General features: G+C 69.1%; 18 protein-coding genes. 12 read left to right on the plus strand and 6 right to left on the minus strand.

Going from position 1 to position 20,542, the window contains the following annotated elements; genetic code table 11:
• Positions 1-206 precede the first annotated feature (206 nt).
• The 8 genes from KHC24_RS02235 to KHC24_RS02270 are packed head-to-tail and all read left to right on the plus strand — an operon-like array spanning position 207 to position 10,952.
• A complete protein-coding gene (locus KHC24_RS02235; RefSeq protein ID WP_246546068.1) occupies positions 207-1,286 on the plus strand; it encodes an ABC transporter substrate-binding protein in 1,080 nt (359 codons plus the stop codon).
• Between the two features lie 34 nt (positions 1,287-1,320).
• Positions 1,321-2,493, plus strand: coding sequence for a YncE family protein (locus KHC24_RS02240; protein WP_213358970.1), 1,173 nt, complete (start codon positions 1,321-1,323; stop codon positions 2,491-2,493).
• A gap of 10 nt (positions 2,494-2,503) precedes the next feature.
• Entirely contained in the window at positions 2,504-3,715 is a 1,212-nt protein-coding gene (locus KHC24_RS02245; RefSeq protein WP_271180497.1) for an isochorismate synthase, read from the plus strand.
• Complete coding sequence (locus KHC24_RS02250; protein ID WP_213358972.1) at positions 3,712-5,349, plus strand: (2,3-dihydroxybenzoyl)adenylate synthase; 1,638 nt, start codon at positions 3,712-3,714, stop codon at positions 5,347-5,349. The genes KHC24_RS02245 and KHC24_RS02250 overlap by 4 nt, the downstream gene beginning before the upstream one ends.
• Positions 5,350-5,351: 2 nt before the next feature.
• Complete coding sequence (locus KHC24_RS02255) at positions 5,352-5,999, plus strand: isochorismatase family protein (protein ID WP_213358974.1); 648 nt, start codon at positions 5,352-5,354, stop codon at positions 5,997-5,999.
• Complete coding sequence (locus tag KHC24_RS02260; protein WP_213358976.1) at positions 5,996-6,277, plus strand: phosphopantetheine-binding protein; 282 nt, start codon at positions 5,996-5,998, stop codon at positions 6,275-6,277. The genes KHC24_RS02255 and KHC24_RS02260 overlap by 4 nt, the downstream gene beginning before the upstream one ends.
• 5 nt (positions 6,278-6,282) lie before the next feature.
• Positions 6,283-10,236 (plus strand): non-ribosomal peptide synthetase, encoded by a 3,954-nt coding sequence (locus KHC24_RS02265; protein WP_213358978.1) that lies wholly within the window; start codon positions 6,283-6,285, stop codon positions 10,234-10,236.
• A complete protein-coding gene (locus KHC24_RS02270) occupies positions 10,176-10,952 on the plus strand; it encodes a 2,3-dihydro-2,3-dihydroxybenzoate dehydrogenase (protein ID WP_213358980.1) in 777 nt (258 codons plus the stop codon). Before KHC24_RS02265 ends, KHC24_RS02270 begins: the two co-directional genes overlap by 61 nt.
• 2 nt (positions 10,953-10,954) lie before the next feature.
• On the opposite strand, the gene KHC24_RS02275 is transcribed toward KHC24_RS02270, so the two are convergent.
• Positions 10,955-11,770 (minus strand): ABC transporter ATP-binding protein, encoded by an 816-nt coding sequence (locus KHC24_RS02275; RefSeq protein WP_213358981.1) that lies wholly within the window; start codon positions 11,768-11,770, stop codon positions 10,955-10,957.
• Positions 11,770-12,879: a FecCD family ABC transporter permease gene (locus KHC24_RS02280; protein WP_213358982.1), complete on the minus strand. Its 1,110-nt coding sequence runs from the start codon at positions 12,877-12,879 to the stop codon at positions 11,770-11,772. The genes KHC24_RS02275 and KHC24_RS02280 overlap by 1 nt, the downstream gene beginning before the upstream one ends.
• A 237-nt stretch (positions 12,880-13,116) precedes the next feature.
• On the opposite strand from KHC24_RS02280, the gene KHC24_RS02285 reads away from it, so the two are divergent.
• Both KHC24_RS02285 and KHC24_RS02290 read left to right on the plus strand, forming a co-directional pair.
• Positions 13,117-13,950, plus strand: a complete 834-nt coding sequence (locus KHC24_RS02285) for an alpha/beta hydrolase (protein ID WP_213358983.1) — start codon at positions 13,117-13,119, stop codon at positions 13,948-13,950.
• Positions 13,951-14,106: 156 nt separating this feature from the next.
• Entirely contained in the window at positions 14,107-14,628 is a 522-nt protein-coding gene (locus tag KHC24_RS02290) for a disulfide bond formation protein B (RefSeq protein WP_213358984.1), read from the plus strand.
• Between the two features lie 66 nt (positions 14,629-14,694).
• On the opposite strand, the gene KHC24_RS02295 is transcribed toward KHC24_RS02290, so the two are convergent.
• The 4 genes from KHC24_RS02295 to KHC24_RS02310 all read right to left on the minus strand — a co-directional run bounded on the left by KHC24_RS02295 (position 14,695) and on the right by KHC24_RS02310 (position 19,493).
• Positions 14,695-15,252 carry an HNH endonuclease gene (locus KHC24_RS02295; protein ID WP_213358985.1) on the minus strand — a complete coding sequence of 186 codons (558 nt, stop codon included), beginning with the start codon at positions 15,250-15,252 and terminating at the stop codon, positions 14,695-14,697.
• A 157-nt stretch (positions 15,253-15,409) separates the two neighbouring features.
• The gene (locus tag KHC24_RS02300) at positions 15,410-16,093 is read right to left on the minus strand and encodes an alpha/beta hydrolase (RefSeq protein ID WP_213358987.1); all 684 of its coding nucleotides are present in this window, start codon (positions 16,091-16,093) and stop codon (positions 15,410-15,412) included.
• 8 nt (positions 16,094-16,101) lie between these two features.
• Positions 16,102-18,084 (minus strand): M23 family metallopeptidase, encoded by a 1,983-nt coding sequence (locus KHC24_RS02305; RefSeq protein ID WP_271180498.1) that lies wholly within the window; start codon positions 18,082-18,084, stop codon positions 16,102-16,104.
• 236 nt (positions 18,085-18,320) lie between these two features.
• Positions 18,321-19,493 (minus strand): CE1 family esterase, encoded by a 1,173-nt coding sequence (locus KHC24_RS02310; RefSeq protein ID WP_246546069.1) that lies wholly within the window; start codon positions 19,491-19,493, stop codon positions 18,321-18,323.
• A gap of 236 nt (positions 19,494-19,729) precedes the next feature.
• Here KHC24_RS02310 and sdhC point away from each other — a divergent pair, with 236 nt between their 5' ends.
• Positions 19,730-20,131: a succinate dehydrogenase, cytochrome b556 subunit gene (gene sdhC / locus KHC24_RS02315; protein ID WP_373878548.1), complete on the plus strand. Its 402-nt coding sequence runs from the start codon at positions 19,730-19,732 to the stop codon at positions 20,129-20,131.
• Between the two features lie 3 nt (positions 20,132-20,134).
• Positions 20,135-20,542, plus strand: coding sequence for a succinate dehydrogenase, hydrophobic membrane anchor protein (gene sdhD, locus KHC24_RS02320; RefSeq protein WP_213358988.1), 408 nt, complete (start codon positions 20,135-20,137; stop codon positions 20,540-20,542).

The raw sequence follows: 20,542 nt of genomic DNA on the forward strand, positions 1-20,542 counted from the left end.
GAATTATTAAAATATTTGATCATGGCGCGTGTTGTGATCTTCATAGCTAGAATCGTTTAAAAGTAAGTATTAATAATTGTTTAGTTGACATGGATGGCTTGGCGGGCGGATAGGCAGCTCAGTTCTTGCTCTGTCGGTGACGCCGATCCATGTCCGCCTCCGGTCTCTCGCCTGTCTTGCCCCGCCGCCGCGATGTACTCGGCCTCATGGCACTGACTGTGGTCGGATGCCATGCCTTCGTCCGCCCGGCGGCAGCGGCGATCGCGCTGAAGGACGTCACCGGACGTGAAGTGACGCTCGCCAAGCCGGCCTCCCGGATCGTCATTGGCGACGGACGCTTTCTGCTGGCGCTGGCGCTGATCCATCCCGATCCGGTCTCGCTCATTGCCGGCTGGCCACGCGACATCAATCGTATCGGCCGCGCCGCCTATGCGGCCTGGCAGAAAAAATTCCCGACTATCAACGACATACTCCAGACGTCGGCCGCCAATGCGGCGATTTCGGTGGAGCGGATCATCGCGGCGCAGCCGGACCTTGCGGTGTTCTCGCTCGGCGCCCAGCCCTCCGACGAGGAGCGCGTGCGGCTGGAGGCGGCGGGCGTCCCGGTGGCGGTGGTCGATTTCTTCGTCAAGCCGCTCGACAATATGGAAGCGAGCCTGCGTCTCATCGGCGGGGCGATCGGGCGCGAGGCGCAGGCGGAGGCGTTCATCGCCTTCCGCCGGGCGCATTTCGATGTTGTGCGCACCCGAGTCGCCCAGCTGCCACCCGAGAAGAAGCCGCGCCTGTTCTTCGAGGCGCATGCGGCAATGACCGCCGATTGCTGCAACTCCCCTGGTCGCGGTAATATCGGCGAGGTGATCGAGGCGGTCGGTGCGACCAATATTGGTGCCACGGTGATTTCCGGCGCCTTCGGCAAGCTGAACCTGGAATATGTCATCGCGCAGGACCCGCAGGTCTATGTCGCGACCGGCGGCAGCCACATGGAAGGCACTGCCGGCCTGTTGATCGGCCCGGAATATAGTGTGGAGCGAGCGCGGGAGACGTTGGCCGGCCTGATCCGCCGTCCGGGCTTCGAAGGCATGAGCGCGGTCCGCAACCACCGCGTCTACGGCCTCGCTCACCAGATGCTCAACTCGCCGCTCGACGTGCTCACCCTCGAGGTGCTGGCGCGCTGGGCGCATCCCGAGCTGTTCGCCGATCTCGATCCCGACGCCACCCTCGCCGAGATCAACACGCGTTTCCTCGCCGTGCCTGTCACCGGGCCGAACTGGATCGCTCTCGACTGACCGCTTCTTCGCCATCACGAAACGGAGACTTCCTATGCGCCTCGCCGCCCGGACCAGCCGATTCCTCGCCGCTCCCTCGCTCCGGGTGCTTCTGATGGGCACGGCGCTGCTCATCGGCGTCGGTGCGGCGCAGGCGGAGCCGGAATTCGTGCGCTCGGTGAAGCCGGGGCCGGGTGTCTACGAACTCGTCTATAGCGCGCCGATGAACCGGGTCTATGTCGCTTCCGCCGGCACCCGCGGCTCGACCGAGGCCAAGGTGCTGGCGCTCGATCCGGTGACGCTGGAAACCAAGGAAACCATCGACTTCGGCTCGGAAGCCGCCTTCGGCCTCGGCATCAACAACACGACCAAGAAGCTCTACGCCACCCAGACCCGCATCGGCGCGGTGGCGGTCGTCGATCTCGCCAGCGGCAAGGTGGTGGCGACGGTGAAGAAGGGCGACAAGGCGCATGTGCGCGAGGCGGTGGTCGATGAGGCCAGCAACCGCATCTATGTCACCGTGATGGGGCGGGACGACGACAGCGCGGTGTGGATCATCGACGGCGCCACCGACAGTCTCGTCGGCAGCATCGACAATCTGCCGGGCAGCGTGACCGGCGTCGCCGTCGACCAGAAAGGCAACCGCCTCTTCGCCTCCGCGATGAAGAGCAACCAGGTGCATGTGATCGACCTGGCGACCGGCAAGGTGGTCAAGAGCTTCGCCTCGGGCGGCGAGAACGCGATCAACCTGGTCTATGACGCGAGCGGCGACCAACTGTTCGTCGCGCATCAGGGATCCGGCGAAGTCGTGGTGCTCGATCCCAAGGATGGCTCGGTCATCAAGAATATCCCGACCGGTCCCGGCGCGCTCGGCGTCGCCATCGATCCGGCGCGCAGCCTGGTCTATGTCGCCAATCGCGTTGGTGGCTATGTCACGCTGATCGATACCAAGACGCTGGAGCCGGTGGCGAATGTGGTGACGGGCTCGATGCCGAACACCGTCGCCATCGATCCGTCGACCGGCAATGTCTATGTCACCAACAAGTCGAAGACGACCCCGCGCCCGCGTCCGGCCCAGCCTCCGGCGGCTGCGGCTGCGGCACCTGCGGGTGCCGCGCCGGTCGCGGCGGCGCCGGCCGGAGGCGCTCCGGGTGGCGGTGCTCCGGGCGGGCGTCCGGTGCCGATGGTCGATCCCTTCGGCGACACCGTCGCCGTGATCAAGCCATGACACGCCGGCCGTGACCAAAGCCTTGGTGATGAAAACGCCGGAGATGACGGGCGACGAGGCCGGCGCTGTCGCGCCCTCCGTTGTCGCGCCCTCGTCCTTCGTTCTCGTCGGTGTCGGCGAGACGGTGGTGGCAAATGGCTGCCGGCCGATTCCGGCGGCGGCGGGGGCGTCTCTGGCGCGACAGGTCTCCGAGGCGCTGGTAGGCGCCGCGGCGCTGGTAGGCGCGCTGCCCTATGAGCGCGCGCGACCGGCGCATCTCCTGCGTCCAACCGAATGGTCGCGTCTGCCGGGGCGCTTCACGGCGCGGGCATTCGGTCCGCCGGTACTGCTACGCGGCGGCGATACTCCGCATTGGCAGGTGACGGCGGAGCCTTCTCTTGCCGCCTACCGTACCTCGGTCGCCGAGGTGCTGCGGCGGATGGAGAACCGGCCCGAGCTGCGCAAGGTGGTGCTTTCCCGGGCGCTGCGTCTGTCGGGTGACCGGCCGATCGATCCCCGGGCGCTGCTCTCCCGCCTCGCCGAAGACCCGGCCGCCACCGCTTTCTCTGTGCCGCTGCCGTCGACGGACGGCGCCACGCGCCTGCTGGTGGGGGCGACGCCGGAACTGCTGGTCTCGCGGCGGGGCGAAGCGATGTTCTCGCATCCGCTGGCTGGTTCCGCCCGTCGCTCTTCCGATCCGGCCCGCGATCGCGAAGCGGCCGAAAACCTTGCCGCCTCGACCAAGGATAGCCGTGAGCACAGGGAGGTGGTGACCGCCATCCTCGATCTGCTGGCACCGTATTGCCGCGAGCTCAGCACGCCGGAGGGCACGCAGCTGGTCTCGACCGCCAGCATGTGGCATCTCGGCACGCGGATCGTCGGGCGGCTGCGTGACACGACGTTGTCGAGCCTCGAACTCGCCGCTCTGCTGCACCCGACCCCGGCGGTTTGCGGCACGCCGCGCGATGCGGCGGCTGAACTCATCGCCGAGCTCGAAGGACATGATCGCGGCTTCTATGCCGGAGCGGTTGGCTGGTGCGACGCGGCCGGCGACGGAGACTGGCATGTCGCCCTGCGCTGCGCCGAGATTTCCGGCGGCGAGGCGTGGCTGCATGCCGGGGCCGGCATCGTGCCGGGATCCGATCCGGTGGCGGAGGGCGAGGAGACGGCTGCGAAATTCGCCGCCATGCTGCGCGCGCTAGGCCTCGACGAGGCCATCGCCTTCGAGGGAGCCGCCGCATGATCCCGCTGCTGCAACCCTTTCCGACGGATGCCGCCGAACGTTACCGGCGGGCCGGCCATTGGCGCGGCGAAACCTTTCCCGGCATGCTGCGGCAGCTGGCCTCGCGCCATTCGTCGCGGACGGCGGTGGTCGGCGGCGAGCAGCGTTGGACCTATGCCGAGCTTGCCATCCACGCCGAGCAGGCGGCGGCCGGCTTTCTCGCGCTGGGGCTAAATCCCGGTGATCGGGTTGTGGTGCAGTTGCCGAACATTCCCGAGTTCCTGTCGGTGGTGTTCGGTCTGTTCCGCGCCGGACTGATCCCGGTCTACGCGCTGCCGGCGCATCGGGCGGTTGAGGTCGTGCATTTCGCCCGCACGGCCGAGGCGCGCGGCTATGTGATCGCCGAGCGGCACGAGGGCTTCGATTATCGCGACCTTGCCGAGGAGGTCTGCCGCCAGGTGCCGGCGCTCGACACGGTGGTGGTGGTCGGTGAGGCCGGGCCGTTCACGTCCTTCGCCGGGCTCGATGGCGCGGTGGTGGCGCTGCCGGGTGATCCCGATCCGTCATCGGTCGCCTTTCTGCAGATCTCCGGCGGCAGCACCGGATTGTCGAAGCTCATTCCGCGCACGCATGACGACTACATCTACAGCTTCCGCGCCAGCGCCGAGATCTGCGGCCTGACGCCCGATAGCATCTATCTGGCGGCGCTGCCGGTGGCGCATAACTTTCCGATGAGTTCGCCCGGCGTATTCGGCGTGCTGTATGCCGGTGGCACGGTGGTCATGTCGCCGTCGCCGAGCCCGGAGGTGGCTTTTCCGCTGATCGCGCGCGAGAAGGTGACCATCACCGGCCTGGTGCCGCCCCTCGCCTTGTTGTGGATGCAGGCGGCACGGAAGCGGACATATGACCTGTCCAGCCTCGAGGTGCTGCAGGTCGGCGGCGCCAAGTTCATGCCGGAGGCGGCGCGCCGGGTGCGCCCGACGCTCGGCTGCACGTTGCAGCAGGTGTTCGGCATGGCGGAGGGACTGGTCAATTATACCCGCCTCGACGACGCGGAGGAGATCATCGTCTCCACGCAGGGGCGGCCGATCAGCGAGGATGACGAGGTGCTGATCCTCGACGATTCCGGCCAACCGGTGCCGGAGGGCGAGGTCGGCAACCTGCTGGCGCGCGGGCCCTACACCATCCGCGCCTATCACAATAATGACGGCGCCAATGCCCGTTCCTTCACCCCGGACGGCTTCTACCGTACCGGCGACATGGTGAAGCGCACGCCGGAGGGGTATCTCGTCGTGCAGGGCCGCGCCAGCGACCACATCAACCGCGCGGGGGAGAAGATCTCCGCCGAGGAGATCGAGGACCATCTGCTGGCGCATCCGAGCGTGTTCGATGCCGCCGTCGTATCGCTGCCGGACGAGTTTCTCGGCGAGCGCAGTTGCGCCTTCATCATCGCCCAGGGAGAAAAGCCCAAGGCGGCGGCGCTGAAGGCGTTCATGCGCACGCGCGGCCTTGCCGATTTCAAGGTGCCGGACCAGATCGTCTTTGTGCCGGCCTTCGAGATTACGGCGGTTGGCAAGGTAAGCCGCAAGGAGTTGCGCGCCGCGCTGCGCCGGCAGTTCCTCGCCGAACAATCGGCCGTGCCGCCCGGAGAATGACGATGTCTGAAAAGCCGGGATTGCCCCGTATCGCGTCCTATGCGTTGCCGACGCCGGCCGAGCTGCCGGCTTCGCGGGCGCCGTGGGTGCTGGCGCGGGAGCGGGCGGCGCTGCTGATCCACGACATGCAGGGCTATTTCGTTGCCGCCTTTGCTTCTGGTGAGGCGCCGATAGCGCTTGCCATCGCCAATATCGCCGCGCTGGCGAGCGCGGCGCGTGCCGCCGGGGTGCCGGTGTTCTATACGGCGCAGGAGGGCGACCAGGACCGGCGTGATCGCGGCCTGCAAGCCGACCTTTGGGGGCCGGGCATGAGTTCGGCGCCGGAGCACCAGCCGATCATCGCCGAACTGGCCCCGAAGCCGGGCGACTTCGTGCTGGTGAAGCACCGCTACAGCGCCTTCCAGCGCTCCAACCTCGAGACGCTGATGCGCGTACGTGGCCGCGACCAGCTCATCGTCACCGGCATCTATGCCCATATCGGGTGCCAACTCACCGCCGCCGAGGCGTTCATGCGCGATATCGAGCCGTTCTTCGTCGCCGATGCGCTCGCCGATTTTTCCCGCGCGAAGCACGAGACCGCGCTCGCTTATGTTGCTTCAACCTGCGGCGTCGTCGCCGCCGCAGCCGCGTTGATGGAGGCGCTGCGATGATCGACCCTACCCAGATCCGCCGCATCGCCGAGCCCGCCGAGCCGCTGACGATGGAGCGCATGCGCCGCGACATCGCCGCCATGCTGCATGAGGATCCCTCCGAGATTGGCGAGGGCGACAGCCTTCTCGATCTCGGCCTCGATTCCATGCGGGCGATGAACCTTGTGCTGCAATGGAGCCAAGGCGGGCTCGACCTCGAATTCTCCGAATTCGCCGAGGATCCGACTCTCGCCGGCTGGTGGGCGATCGTCGCGCGGCGACAGGCGCAGCGTGGCTGACCGCGATGCCGGTATCGCCCGATAGCCCCGGCTGGCCGCTGACCGAGGCGCAGAGCGGCCTGTGGTACGCGCAGCGGCTCGATCCGACGAATCCGCTGTTCAATACCGGCCAGTACATCGAGCTCACCGGCGCGCTGGACCTCGACGCCTTCCGATCTGCTGTATCGACGGCAGTGGAGGAGGCCGAGGCCCTGGCGCTGTGCATGTTCGAGGCGGCGGACGGCCCGCACCAGCTTCTTGATCCCGCCCGGCGGCCGTCGTTGGAGGTGATCGATCTCTCGGGTGCGGTCGATCCGCTCGCCGCCGCCGAGGCCGACATCGCCCGTGACATGGCGACCCCAATCGACCCGACGCGGGATCCGCTCGCGGCCGAGCGACTGTTCCGCCTCGGCCCGGAGCGCTTCGTCTGGCAGCAGCGCATCCATCACCTCGCCATCGACGGTTACGGCATGATCCTGCTCACCCAGCGGGTGGCCGATCTCTACAATGCAAGCCGGCGCAGCACCGCACCTGGCCCGGCATTGCCGGGGCTCGACGTGGTGCTGGCCGAGGATGGCGCCTATCGTGCCTCGGACAAGCGCAAGGCCGATGCCGTCTACTGGCGCGAAGCCTTCGCCGACCAGCCGGAAGTGGCGAGCCTCGCGGCCGGTGCGCCGGTGAGTGCCTTCAGCTTCCACCGCAGGGCGGTGGAGGTCGATGCCGTCACCATTTCCCGCCTGCATGCCCTGGCGCAGGAAAGCACTATTCCCTGGCCCGATCTCCTCACCGCCTTCTGTGCCGTCTATTGCCAGCGCCATACCGGCACGGCGGAAGTGGTGCTCGGTGTGCCGCATATGGGCCGGCTCGGCAGCAAGGCGGCGCGGGTGCCGGCGATGCTGATGAATGTGCTGCCGCTTCGGGTGGCGCCGGCGCGGGGGGCGACGCGGGCGGATTTGCTCGCCTCGGTGGCACGCAGCCTGGTGAAGGCCCGCCGCCATGGTCGCTATCGCAGCGAGCAGTTGCGCCGCGACCTCAAGCTGATCGGCCGCCAGCGCCGCCTGCACGGACCGCTGGTCAATGTGCTGCCTTTCGACGAGACGCCGCACTTCGAGGGCCTCGATGCCCGTCTGGAGGTGCTTAGCGCCGGGCCGGTGGACGACATCACTTTCACCTTCCGTGCCCATGGCTCCAAAGGGTTGCGGCTCGAAATCGATGCCAATCCCGATCTCTATTCCGCCGACGAGGCGCTCGCCCATGCCCGCCGGCTCGACGCCTTCATCGCGGCGGCGCTTACGGCCGAACGGCTCGACGACGTGCCGACCGCCACGCCTGATGAGGCGCAGCGCCATCTCGTGGAGATGAACGCCACAGCGCACGAGGTGCTGGATGTCACGCTCGTCGAACTGATCGAGGCGACCATGCGCCGGCAGCCGCAGGCGCCGGCGGTGCGTTTCGACGGCATCGAACTCAGTTATGGAGAACTCGACCGGCGCAGCGCAGCGCTTGCCGCGCGGCTGGCGGAAGCCGGTGCCGGGCCGGGAGGCATCGTTGCGGTGGCGCTGCCGCGTTCTCTGGAATTGATTGTGGCGCTGGTGGCGGTTCTCAGGGCCGGCGCCGCCTATCTGCCGCTCGACCTTGCCCATCCCGATGAGCGGCTCGCACGCATTCTCGGTTCGGCGAAGCCATGCATCGCCCTCGCTTTCGACGGCGATGCCGGTCGGCTGCTGCCGCATGTGGCCGTGCTCACGCCCGATGCCTGGCCGATCGCATCCGGGAGCCTGCCGTCGCCGCTGCCCGGGCCGGACGATGCGGCTTATGTCATCTACACCTCCGGTTCCACCGGCGAGCCGAAGGGGGTGGTGATTGAGCACCGCGCCATCGTCAACCGCCTCGAATGGATGCGCCAGCACTACGGGATCGGACCGGATGCGCGCATCGTGCAGAAGACGCCGGCCACCTTCGATGTCTCGGTGTGGGAGTTCTTCCTGCCGCTCATTTCCGGCGCGCTGCTGGTGGTGGCGCCGCCCGAGGCGCATCGCGATCCCGTGGCGCTGGCGCGGCTGTTCCGCGCCGAGAAGGTGACGACCGCGCATTTCGTGCCTTCCATGCTGGCGGCGTTCCTAGCCGAGCCGGCGGTGCGGAGGCTGGAACTGCGGCAGGTCTTCTGCTCCGGCGAAGAATTGCCGGCCGATCTGCGCGATCGCTTCCACCGCACCTTGAGCGCCGAACTGCATAATCTCTATGGGCCGACCGAGGCGGCGGTGGATGTCAGCTACTGGCCGGCAGGTCCCGACGACCGTGCCCGGCCGGTGCCGATCGGCTTTCCGGTATGGAACACCCGGCTCTATGTCCTCGACGAGGCCATGCGTGCGCAGCCGCCGGGCGTGCCGGGCCATCTCTTCCTCGCCGGGGTGCAACTGGCGCGCGGCTATCTCGGCCGGCCGGACCTGACCGGCGAGCGCTTCCTCGACGATCCCTTCGTGCCGGGCGAGCGCATGTATCGCTCGGGCGACCTTGCCTACTACCGGCCGGACGGGGCGGTGGTGTTCCTCGGCCGATCCGATCATCAGATCAAGATCCGCGGCCTGCGTGTCGAGCTCGGCGAGATCGAGGCGGCGATCATGCAGAGTGGGCTGGCCCGGCAATGCGCTGTCATCGCTTCTCACGATGCGGTGGGTGCCCAGCGTATCGTGGCTTATGCCGTGGGCGTCGCGGATGTGGCGGTCCTGCGCGAGCGGCTGGCGGCGCGCTTGCCGGACTACATGGTGCCTTCCGCCCTCATCGTGCTCGACGCGCTGCCGGTGACGGCGAATGGCAAGCTCGACCGCGCGGCGCTGCCGGCGCCGGAATTTACCGGTGCGGAAGGACGTCCGCCGGAAACGCCGAGCGAGCGGCTGGTCGCACGATCGTTCCGCGAGGTGCTGGGGCTGGACGCGGAACCTTCGGCCGAGGACGATTTCTTCACGCTGGGCGGCGATTCGCTGCAGGCGGTGGCGCTGCTGCTGCGCCTCCGCGAGGCGGTCGGACGGGATCCCGGCCTCGGGGCGCTGTTCGCCGCACCGAGCGTGGCCAGCCTCGCTGCGGCGCTGGACGAGCACGGCGTGCCGGCCGATTTCGGCCTTGAGCCCGTCGTTCGGCTGATGGAGGGCGATCCCGACCTGCCGCCGCTCTTCGCCATCCATCCGGCCGGCGGGCTTTCCTGGTGCTATGGCGGCCTTGCGCGGACGCTGGCTCCGCGCCGCAGCGTCTACGGCCTGCAGGCGCCGGCTCTGTCGCCGGATCGGCCTTTACCGCCAAGCCTCGCCGACCTCGCCGCCGATTATGCCGGACGTATCCGGGCGGTGCGGCCGAACGGCCCCTATCATCTTCTTGGCTGGTCGGTCGGCGGCATCCTTGCACAGGCGGTTGCGGTGGAGTTGCAGCGGCAAGGTGGCGAGGTCGGCGTCGTGGCGCTGCTCGACGCCTATCCGAGCGATTGCTGGCGTGCGGAACCGGAGCCAGCGCCTGACGCGGCGCTGAAAGCGCTGCTGGCGATTGCCGGACACGATCCCGACCGGCTGCCCGCGCTGGCCCTCAGCCGCGCCTCGGTCGTTGCCTTCCTGCGGGCCTCCGATAGCCCGCTCGGCACGCTTTCCGACGCCGCTCTCGACGGGGTGGTACGGGTGGTGGCGGGCAACAACCGGCTGGTGCGCGGCCATCACCACGCCGGTTTCGACGGCACGCTCACCTTCTTCCGCGCCGCATTGGATCACGAGGGGCGCGATCTCACGCCTTCCAAATGGGCGCCCTATGCGGCTCATATCGACGTCATCGACATAGCCAGCCTGCACGCGCATCTCACCGGCCGCGAGGCGAGCGCCGCCATCGCACCGGTGCTGGCTGCCGCACTGGCTACCTGCGAGCAAGCGAAGGAAAACACATGCGCGACAATGGCCTCAGCGGACGCATCGCCTTCGTCACTGGTGCGGGCGGAGGCATAGGCCGGGCGGTGGTCCGGCTGCTGGTGGAGGAAGGCGTGCGCGTCGTCGCCACCGATCGCGAGGCTGCGCTGCTGGCGCCGATCGTCGCGGAGTACGGCGCCGGGGTGCGGACGGAGCTTCTCGATATCCGCTCCACCGAGGCGGTGGAGGCGGTAGTCGCGCGCATCGAGGCGGAGGAGGGGCCGATCGACCTCGGCGCCAGCGTCGCCGGGGTGCTGTCCTGGCAGACGGTGGTGGAGACCTCCGACGAGGAATGGAGCCGGGTGTTCGACATCAACGCCAAGGGGGTGTTCCGCCTCGGCCGGGCGCTGGCTCGCCGCATGCAGCCGCGCCGGCGCGGGGCCTTGGTGACGGTCGCCTCCAACGCCGCCGGGGTGCCGCGCCACGCCATGGCCGCCTATGCGGCTTCCAAGGCGGCGGCGGCGATGTTCACCCGCTGCCTCGGCCTCGAACTTGCTCCGCACGGCATACGCTGCAACATCGTGGCGCCGGGCTCGACGCTGACGCCGATGCAGACCGGCATGTGGGCGGATGAGAGCGGCGCGACGCAAGTCATTGCCGGAGCACCGGAAATCTTCAAGGCCGGCATCCCGCTCGGCAAGCTGGCGACGCCGGAGGACGTGGCGGAGGCGGTGGTGTTCCTGCTCTCCGCCCGCGCCGGGCACATCACCATGTCCGACCTCTATGTCGATGGTGGCGCTACCCTAAGGGCGTGAGATCAGCCGGCCCGTGCCGAATCATCCCTCGCCGAGCCGTCTCTCACCGCGTCGACCATCACCTGCACGAAGCCGTGCGAGCAGCGCTCGACGCGGGCCTCGACGCCATATACCCCGGCCAGCATCGCCGGGGTGATCGCCTGCGCGGGCGTGCCGTCGGAAACTATATGTCCTTGAGATAGAACGACAATTCGGTCGCACCAGCGGGCGGCGAGGGCGATGTCGTGCAGCACCACCACCACCACGATGCCGCGCTCGCGCGCCACGTCGCCGGCCAGCTTCATCACGGTGAGCTGGTGGCGGATATCAAGGGCGCTGGTGGGCTCGTCGAGCAGCAGCACCCTGGGCTGGCGCACCAGGCACTGGGCGAGGCCGGCGAGCTGGCGCTGGCCGCCGGAGAGCTCGTCGAGGCCGCGCATGGCGAGATCCGCGATGCCGAGACGGCGCAGGACATCGAGAGATTTTTGTTTCGGATCAGTATCTTGCGCCGAAGGCGTCGATTGCAGCGCGCTCAGCGTCGCTTCGAAGACCGAGAGCGAGACGCGCGGCGGCAGCGTCTGCGGCATATAGGCGACCTCGCGCGCATAGCCGGCCGGATCGAGGCCGGAGAGCTCGCGGCCATCGAGGCGGATCGAGCCGCGGGACGGGATCAGCCCGGCCATGGCGCGCAGCAACGTGGTCTTGCCGGCGGCGTTCGGTCCGACCAGTGCGGTGACCGATGAGGCCAGAATCCCGCCCAAGTCCAGCCCGTCGATGATCCGGCGCGCGCCATAGCCGACCGTGAGCCCGGCAAGGTCCAGTCGCGAGGCCGCCGCCATCACAGCCGCTCCCGCCGCGACAGGATGAGTGCCATGAAGAACGGTATCCCGATAAGCGAGGTGACGATGCCGACCGGCAGCAGCGTGCCGGGCACGATCAGCTTGCTGGCGACGGAGGCGAACGACATCAGCCCGGCCCCTGTCAGCGCGCTCGCCGGCAGGTGGAAGCGATGGTCCTCCCCGACCAGCAGCCGGGAGATGTGCGGGGCGACCAGCCCGATGAAGCCGATGGTGCCGACGAAGGCGACGCAGGTGCCGGCGAGCAGGCTCACCCGCAGCAGCGAGGCGAAGCGCAGCCGGCCGAGCGCGATGCCGAAGCTGCGCGCCCGGTCCTCGCCGAGGCGCAGCGCGGTCATCCGCCAGCTGTCGCGGAGGGCGAAGGGCATGACGATGGCGAGCACCGCCGCCAGCACCCCGAGCTTGGCCCAGGTGGCGCGGGCGAGCGAGCCCATCGACCAGAACACCAGCTGCTGCAGCGCTTCCTGGCTGGCGATGAACTGCACAAGTGCCACCAGCGCGTTGAAGGTAAACACCATGGCAATGCCGAACAGCACCAGCGTCTCCACCCCGGTGCCGCGCATGCGGGCGAGCGCCTGCAGCAGCAGCACCGAGCCGAAGGCAAGCAGGAAGGCGAAGAGCGGCAGGTTCCAGTTGCCCGGCAGCCCCGGGATGGCGAGGCCGAGCACGATGGACAGCGCGGCGCCGAAGGCGGCGGCGGAGGAGACGCCGAGGGTGAAGGGGCTGGCCAGCGGGTTGTTGAGGATGGTCTGCATCTCGGCGCCGGACAGCGCCAGCGCCGCGCCGACCAGCACCGCCATCAGCGCCGCCGGCAGCCGCACCTCCCAGACGATGACCCGGGTGCCGGCATCGGCGGCGGCGGGGTCGAGGAGGGTATGGATGACGGTGCCGATGGACAGGCCGGACGGCCCGGTTGCGATGTCGACCAGCATCCCCACCGCCATGATGGCGAGCAGGCCGGCAAGAAGGGCGAGCCGCCGGCGCTGGCGGCGGGCATAGGCGTCGAGGGCGGTTGCATCACCAAGGGCGGCGCCGGCCGGCGCTTGCGGGAGGCTCTGCCCCGGCGGGGCCTGCGGCGACAATTCGGTCATATCCGTCCCACTCGGCCTCGCCCCCGCCGCGTTGCGTTGCGCGACGCGGCGGGCCATGGGGCGCGGGCGGGCGGGTATCGCGACGGCGAACCGGGTTCATGCCCGAGCCATTCCAGCCGGTCAAGTTTCTGTTCCCGTTCGATAAATTAGAATCGTTTCAGTATCTTCAGCCTTGCTTGCATCGGTCGGCCGGTGATTTAGATGCCCGAAGCAAATCGGCGGAGGCAGGTGAGGCGGATGCAGCCGGGCATCGTCATCGAGGACAGCTCCTGGTTCGACCTCGCGCCGTGCGGCGGCGGGGCGCCCTATCGCATCCTGCTCGCCATGCCCAAGGGGCCGGCGCCGCCGGCGGGATTTCCGGTGCTTTACCTGCTCGATGCCAATGCCAGCTTCGCGACGCTGGTGGAGGCGCAGCGGCGCGGCGCCGAGCGGCCGGCTGGCACCGGCATCGGCCCGATGGTGCTGGTCGGCATCGGTCATCCGGCCGACGGCCTCTATGACCGCGCCCGGCGGATCTTCGACTACACCGCCGGGCCGTGCCGCGAAGAGGGCGAGACCCGCGCCACCGGCGGGCGCGACGGCTTCCTCGTCTTCCTGCGGCAGGTGCTGGGGCCGGCAGTGGCGGCGCGGGCGCCGGTCGATGCGCGGCGGCAGACGCTGGTCGGCCATTCGCTGGCCGGCGGCTTCGTGCTCGACGTGTTCGGCCGCGACAGCGGGGCGTTCGCCAATTATGTCGCGGTGAGCCCGTCGATCTGGTGGGACGAACAACGGCTTACCGACGGGCTGGCGCGGATTGAGGGCGCGCCGCGGCTGGCGCTCATCGTCGGCGAGTGGGAGGAGGCGCTGCCGCCGTGGCTGGCGGCGCAGCCGGGCGCGGCGACGATCGCCGAGCGCCGCGCCCGCCGGGCGATGGTGCATCGGGCTCGGGCTTTCGCCGAGCGGGCGCGGGCGGCCCTCGCCGGGCGCGGCGCGGCCGAGTTCGAATGCCTCGCCGGCGAGGACCATGCCTCGGTGGTGGCGCCGGCGCTGACGCGGGCGTTGCGGTTCGCGCTCGCCGATGCCGATGGGTAAGGCGGCTCTGGCGACGAGGTGTTCGCCAAACTGTGATCGCCGCAGATGCCGTGCCGCCGTCGGCGCGCTGGATTTGCACGGCCTTCTGGTGGCGACGGCGATTTCCCGGCAGCCAAAACGGCTTTAAGGAGAGCGCGTTATTCGCGGAGCCACGAGATGCCGAATCCCGATATGTCCAGCCTGGACGCGACCGCTGGTTTTCGCCGCCCGCTGGTGCTCGCGGCGTTGATCATCGCCGCCGGCGCGGCGGCGACGCTCGCCGGCGCCTGGTTCTTCCAGCTGGTGATCGGGCTGGCACCGTGCCCGCTCTGTCTGGAGCAGCGGCTGCCCTATTACGCGGCGGTGCCGCTGGGGCTGGTGGTGGCGATGGTGGCGCGGCAGGGTCATGTGGGGATGGCGCGCGCGGGGTTGACGCTGCTCGGGCTGCTGATGCTGATCGGCTTCGGGCTGGCGCTTTATCATGCCGGGGTCGAATGGCACTGGTGGCAAGGGCCGACCGCCTGCTCCGGCGGCGCGCCGGCCACCTCGGCCAACCTGTTGCAGGATCTTCAGCAGGCGCGGGTGGTGCGCTGCGACGAGGCGCCGTGGCGCTGGCTCGGGCTGTCGCTGGCCGGCTGGAACGTGCTGATAGCCGCCACGCTGACGCTGGCGGCGGCGTGGGGCGTGCGCCGGCGCTGAGGGCGGAAGTGGTTGGGAGCGGCGACCCTCTCCCCGAGGGGGAGAGGGAGCCTGTCGCGCGGGAGACTACGGGTCGAGCTCGGTATCCCAGTAGAGATAGTCGACCCAGCTTTCATGCAGGTAATTGGGCGGGAAGTGCCGGCCGTTCTGGTGCAGGTCGAACACCGCCGGTTGGAAGGGCTTCTGCCGCGGCACCATTTTCGCTTCCGCCGGCATCAGGCTGCCCTTGCGCAGATTGCAGGGCGAGCAGGCGGCGACCACATTCTCCCAGGTCGTCAGCCCGCCGCGCGAGCGCGGGATGACGTGGTCGAAGGTGAGGTCGTCGCGCGAATCGCAGTACTGGCAGGTGAAGCGGTCGCGCAGGAACACATTGAAGCGGGTGAAGGCCGGCTGGCGGGCCGGGCGGATGAAGCTCTTGAGCGAGACGACGCTCGGCAGCCGCATCTGGAACTGGGCGCTGGAGACCTGCCGCTCGTAATATTCGACGATGTTCACCCGGTCGAGGAAAACCGCCTTGATGGCGTCCTGCCATGACCAGACCGAGAGGGGGTAATAGCTCAACGGGCGATAATCCGCGTTGAGCACGAGGGCCGGCCAGGCACCTGGGGACAAAGTCGCCGTCAAGCACTTGCTCCCTTACCGGAGCGACTCACGACGGCTCGGCGCCGTGGGACGCACGGCGATACTCTATAGGTAGCGTGTCAGTCTTGTGAAGCACCGCGATGCGGCATCGGCTTCACGAATGCGGCCGACGACGGGGCTGCGGCGGGGCCAGGTGGGCTCAGCGGAGTGGCGGCAGGCACTCGGCGAGGAAGGCGCCGCCGAGCAGCAGGCCCTCGCTGTCGATGCCGTGGCCGAGGCCGCGCGACAGATGCCCGCGCACCGGCACGCCGGCCGCCTCAAGGCTCGCCAGCGCGCGGGGCAGCGCCTGCGGCGGGATGACCTCGTCGGCATCGCCATGGATCAGCAGCACCGGCGGACGGCTGGCGATCACCGGGCCGGCAATGTCGGCGGCACGGCCTTCCGGCACCGCATGCAGGCCGGAATAGCCGAGGATGCCGGCCAGCGGCACCGGCCGGGCAAGGCCGGTGTGCAGCGCCATCATCGTGCCCTGGCTGAAGCCGACCAGCGCCAGCCGGCCGGGCGGCAGGCGGTGGCGGGCGAGCTCGGCGTCGAGGAAGGCGTCGAGCGCGGCATGGGCCGATTGCACGCCGGTCCAGCGCTCGCGGTCGTTGCGCTCGACATAGGCGAACCACTGACGGCCGACCGGCGCGATGCCGAGCGGCTCAGGCGCATGGGGAGAGACGAAGGCGGTGCGCGGCAGCTTGTCGCCCCACAATTCGCCGAGGTCGATGAGGTCGCGCCCGTCGGCGCCGTAGCCGTGCAGCAATACCACCAGCGAATCGGGGGCGCCGCCGGAGCGGGGGGCGAGGCGCGGGCCGTCGAGGAGGGGCGTGGCGGCCATGGCGGGACTCAGTTGGTGGCGTCGTCGCCGCGGCCATTGCCGGCGACCTTGGGGCTGGCGCTGTGGTTGAGCAGCGCGTCGATGCGCGAGCGCTCGCCATCGAAATCGGCAAGGACCTTGCCGTCGAGGGCGCGGCCGCGCGGCAGGCGCACGCGCATCGGATCGACGAAGCGACCGTTCACCAGCACCTCATAGTGCAGGTGCGGGCCGGTGGAGAGGCCGGAGGAGCCGAGATAGCCGATGAGCTGGCCCTGGCGCACCCGCACGCCCTCGCGGATGCCCTTGGCGAAGCCGGACTGGTGCGAATAGGTGGTCACATAACCGTTGGCGTGCTGGATTTCCGTGTGCCGGCCATAGCCCGAGCTCCAGCCGGCCTTGCGGATGACGCCATTGCCGGCGGCATAGATCGGCGTGCCGACGCGGTCGGCCCAATCGACGCCGGAATGCATGCGCGAGAAGCCGAGGATCGGGTGGCGGCGCATGCCGAAGCCGGAGCGCAGCGTGCCGCCGGCGATGGGCTTGCGGACCAGGAACTTCTTCGCGCTCTTGCCGGTCTCGTCATAGAAGTCGAGCACGTTGTCGTCCGGCGTCTGGTAGCGGTAGTAGCGCCGCTCCTCGCCGCCGACGGTGAGGCCGGCATAGAGCACGCCGGCGGTGCCGCCGCCTTCCTCGGGATCGAACAGCACCTCGAAGCTGTCGCCCGTCCGCACCCGGCGCTGGAAGTCGACGTCGAAGGAATAGATGCGGATCAGGTTCTCGACCACCGGGCGCGGCACGTCGTGGCGCAGCGCGGTCTCCCAGATGCTCTCATAGAGCGTGATGCCGCCGCGCCCGCCGCTCTCCTCGTCGGCGTCGTCGGAGGGCATGTCGGCGACCTCGACCTCGTTGGGTTCCTCCACCGCGAGGAAGGTGCCCATGTCGGAGAGCGCGATGGTGCCCTCATGGCCCTCGTCGCTGAACACGCCGACGCGTAGCGGCACGGTGGCGCCGCCCGACGGGTCGAGCAGCACCCGCAGCCGCAGGCCGGGGGTGAGCGGGCCGCGCAGCTGCGGCGTGGCGAAGGCCGCCGCCGCCGCCTTGGCGGAAACCTCGGCGACGCCGAGATCCTCGAGGATGGAGGCGATGCTGTCGCCCTTCTTGGTGACGACGGCGCGCTCGGTCCACTCATTGCCGCCGGAGGCTTCGCCGGCGGACTTGCCGAAGGCGCTCATATTGTCCGGCGCGTTCGCCTGGGCCGCCGGGTCGGCCGGGGCATTGGCGGGAGCATAGCCGAGGGCTCCGCCGCCGAAGCTCGCCAGCGCCGGCACCGCGGCTTCGGTGAGCGGCATGCTGAATTCGGCGGTCTCGCGCACCTTCATCAGCACGTCTTCCATCGACAGCTCGGCGGCGAATTTCGTCGAGGGCGGCAGGCTGGCGAGGTCGCGCACCATCAAGGTGAGCTCGCCGGTGGGCTCGGCCTGCGGGGTGTCGTCGCCCTGATCGTCGGCGGAGGTGTCGGCGATCAGCTTGGCCGGGTTGAAGCGCGGCACGTCGGACGAGACCGAGGTGACCGACTGGGCGAGATTGGTGTTCACCCGCGTCACCGCCCGCACCTTGATCACCTCGCGGTCGCCATCCTTGGTGGTGGTGGACAGGCGCAGGGTCTGGCGAGCGTTGAAGCTCTCATTGATGATCGACATGCGGTCGCCCTTGCGGGCGACGTTTGACGGCCGCTCGCCGGCGGCCAGCGCCCCGCGCAGGGCGGAGCGCACCGTCTCGGGCGACTGGGCGAAGCGGTATTCGTTGTCGAGCGCGGCATAGACCGCGCCGCCCATCAGCGCGGCGCCGCAAATGCCGGTGAGCAGGGTGGCCATCAGCCAGCGGATGGAGATCCGGCGGCGGTTGATCGGCTCTTCGGTATCGCCGTCAACGCCCAGCGGCGGCTCGTCGCCGAGATCGACCGCCGCGCCGCGCCAACGTCGCAGGCCGTTTGGTCCGAGCCGCGTCTCCACCAACAGATTCTATCCCCGTGTCTCGCGGCGCTCCCAAGGCCGCCACTCAGAAATCCCGCGTCCGTTGGCCGGACGTCGCTCGCGCCTGACGGCTATCCCAGACCGCGGCGGGCGGGACGATGCCGTCCCGGCAACGCGGCGTCAACCCGGCGCGAATTCCGGCGACGCCTGAGCGTCGTGACGGATGTAGATCGCCGTCTCGCGGCGAAACCATGGCGGGAGCGGCATTTGTCCCGTCATTCGGCGCTGGCCGACTTGCGGCGCAGCGGCGAAGCCAGCGGCAGCGGCACGCTGGCGAGCGTGGTGGCGGCGCGGGTGGCACCGGGCCGGGCCGCGCCAACGCCCGCCGCGCCGGGGCGCAGCGGCAGCGGTTCGGCGGCGGCGGCCAGCCGGCCGGCAGCCGGGACGTCGGCCGCGAGGGTGCCGGCGGTGCCAGGCGCCGGCTCGTCCGGAACCGGCTGGCCGGGCGTGCCATAGCGCTTGAAGAACGACCAGATCTCGTTGGGCGCATCGATGCCGCTGCGGCGCGGCCCGAGCAGCAGCGCGGCGAGGGCGTCGCCGGCATCGATGGACTGGGGCGGCGGCTGGTGGCCGCCGGCAATCTCGTAATAGGCGACCGCCGCGCCGCCGGCGCAGCTGTTGAAACGGAAGATGACGGCGTTCGGCGCCTCGCTGACCTCGGGCGAGGCGCAGCCGTCGATGCGGGCGAAAAGCTGGGCGCTCTCCCGCGCCGACATCAGCCGGGCGCCGGGGGTCGGGCGGCCGAACATCGGCACGATGGGATCATAAGTGCCGTTCATCATCAGGATCGGCACCGGCCGGGACGGCTTGCAGCTCTCGGCATAGCCGACCGGCACCGTCATCATCATGGTGGCGAAGGCGGCGAAGCCATCGGCATGGCGGCAGGCGATGAAGGCGGTGAGGAAGCCGCCATTGGAAAAGCCCATCAGATAGGCGCGGCCGGGATCGGCCAGGCCTTCGGCGACGAGCTGGTCGCGCACCGCCAGCACGAAGCCGGCATCGTCGCGGGCGTGAAGGATCGGCAGGAAGCCGGCGACGGAAGCGCGCCCGTCGTTCCAGATCAGGTTGATGCCCTTGGGATAGGCGACGACGAAGCCCTCGCGATCGGCGACCGCGTCGAGATCGAGATAGCGCTGCATGATGCCGGCCGATTGCAGCGCACCATGCAGGGCGATGACCAGCGGCCGGGGACCGGGCGGAATATTCTTCGGTACATGCAGGATGTAGTCGCGCGTCGTGCCCTGGAAGGCGAGGGAGCGCTGCTGCGCCTGCGCCGCCGCGAACGGCCCCAGCAGGGCCGGAGCCACGAGCAACGCCGCCACGGCGACAACGAATCGGCTCATTTCCGACAGCCGGCCCGACAGCCGGGCAAATACTGCAAGCCGCATGCCGGCCCTCGCTCACGCCACCATCCGGCGGTCATTGACGCCGCCATTCCGTCAATTAGATGGCAAAGATGGTTAATCGTCGGTGACCGGGGCGATTGCCTCCTGACAAGACCGACCGGCGGCGATAGGTTCCGCTTGCTGCGACGCACCCAAAAACCTATAGACGTCGCCTTTGGAATGATTGCGAACTGCTATCGTTTCCGCTACGCACACCGCATAGACTGAAGGACCCCGCGATGTCCGACATGCAGGGCGCTGCCCGACGGCCGCTTTCGCCGCATCTCCAGATCTACCGGCCGATGCTCACGATGATGATGTCCATCGTGCACCGCATCACCGGCGTGGCGCTTTATTTCGGCACCTTCCTGCTGATCGTCTGGCTGGTGGCGGCGGCAAGCTCCGACGACGCCTTCGCCACGGTGAACGCCGTCTATGGCAGCTGGATCGGCCTCATCGGCCTGTTCGGCTTCAGCTGGGCGCTGCTGCACCACATGCTGGGCGGGCTGCGCCACTTCATCTGGGACATGGGCCACGGCTTCGGGCCGCAGGCGCGCGAACTGATGGCCAAGCTGACCATCGGCGGCTCGGTGGTGCTCACCGTGCTGCTGTGGATCGTCATCTACGCGGTGAAGGGCTGAGGCATGAGCGGATCTTCCGAATTCCCGGGTTCCTCGCTGCGCACGCCGCGCCGCCGTGTCGCCGGTCTCGGCGCCGCCCATTCCGGCACCCATCATTTCTGGCTTCAGCGCGTGACCGCGCTCGCCAATGTGCCGCTGACCCTTGCGTTTCTCGCAGTGCTGATCTGCGTCGCCGGCGAAAGCCCCGAGCGGGTGCTGGCCACCATCGGCCACCCGGTCGTGGCGATCATCCTCATCCTCGCCATCATTTCCATCACCACCCATATGCGTGCCGGCATGCAGGTGGTGATCGAGGACTACGTGCATGGGGAGGGCGCCAAGGTGCTCTCGCTCGTCGCCAACACCTTCTTCTGCGCCGCCATGGGCTGCGCCGGGGTGTTCGCGATCCTCAAGATCAGCTTCGGAGGCTGA

It is taken from the genome of Ancylobacter defluvii, assembly GCF_018390605.1.
Taxonomy (GTDB): domain Bacteria; phylum Pseudomonadota; class Alphaproteobacteria; order Rhizobiales; family Xanthobacteraceae; genus Ancylobacter; species Ancylobacter defluvii.

Bases quoted from the DNA above. Each gene is read 5' to 3' on its own strand.
- KHC24_RS02235 (WP_246546068.1), top strand. From the start codon at position 207: ATGGCACTGACTGTGGTCGGATGCCATGCCTTCGTCCGCCCGGCGGCA.
- KHC24_RS02240 (WP_213358970.1), top strand. From the start codon at position 1,321: ATGCGCCTCGCCGCCCGGACCAGCCGATTCCTCGCCGCTCCCTCGCTC.
- KHC24_RS02250 (WP_213358972.1), top strand. From the start codon at position 3,712: ATGATCCCGCTGCTGCAACCCTTTCCGACGGATGCCGCCGAACGTTAC.
- KHC24_RS02255 (WP_213358974.1), top strand. From the start codon at position 5,352: ATGTCTGAAAAGCCGGGATTGCCCCGTATCGCGTCCTATGCGTTGCCG.
- KHC24_RS02260 (WP_213358976.1), top strand. From the start codon at position 5,996: ATGATCGACCCTACCCAGATCCGCCGCATCGCCGAGCCCGCCGAGCCG.
- KHC24_RS02265 (WP_213358978.1), top strand. From the start codon at position 6,283: ATGCCGGTATCGCCCGATAGCCCCGGCTGGCCGCTGACCGAGGCGCAG.
- KHC24_RS02270 (WP_213358980.1), top strand. From the start codon at position 10,176: ATGCGCGACAATGGCCTCAGCGGACGCATCGCCTTCGTCACTGGTGCG.
- KHC24_RS02275 (WP_213358981.1), bottom strand. From the start codon at position 11,770: ATGGCGGCGGCCTCGCGACTGGACCTTGCCGGGCTCACGGTCGGCTAT.
- KHC24_RS02280 (WP_213358982.1), bottom strand. From the start codon at position 12,879: ATGACCGAATTGTCGCCGCAGGCCCCGCCGGGGCAGAGCCTCCCGCAA.
- KHC24_RS02285 (WP_213358983.1), top strand. From the start codon at position 13,117: ATGCAGCCGGGCATCGTCATCGAGGACAGCTCCTGGTTCGACCTCGCG.
- KHC24_RS02290 (WP_213358984.1), top strand. From the start codon at position 14,107: ATGCCGAATCCCGATATGTCCAGCCTGGACGCGACCGCTGGTTTTCGC.
- KHC24_RS02300 (WP_213358987.1), bottom strand. From the start codon at position 16,093: ATGGCCGCCACGCCCCTCCTCGACGGCCCGCGCCTCGCCCCCCGCTCC.
- KHC24_RS02310 (WP_246546069.1), bottom strand. From the start codon at position 19,493: ATGCGGCTTGCAGTATTTGCCCGGCTGTCGGGCCGGCTGTCGGAAATG.
- sdhC (WP_373878548.1), top strand. From the start codon at position 19,730: ATGTCCGACATGCAGGGCGCTGCCCGACGGCCGCTTTCGCCGCATCTC.
- sdhD (WP_213358988.1), top strand. From the start codon at position 20,135: ATGAGCGGATCTTCCGAATTCCCGGGTTCCTCGCTGCGCACGCCGCGC.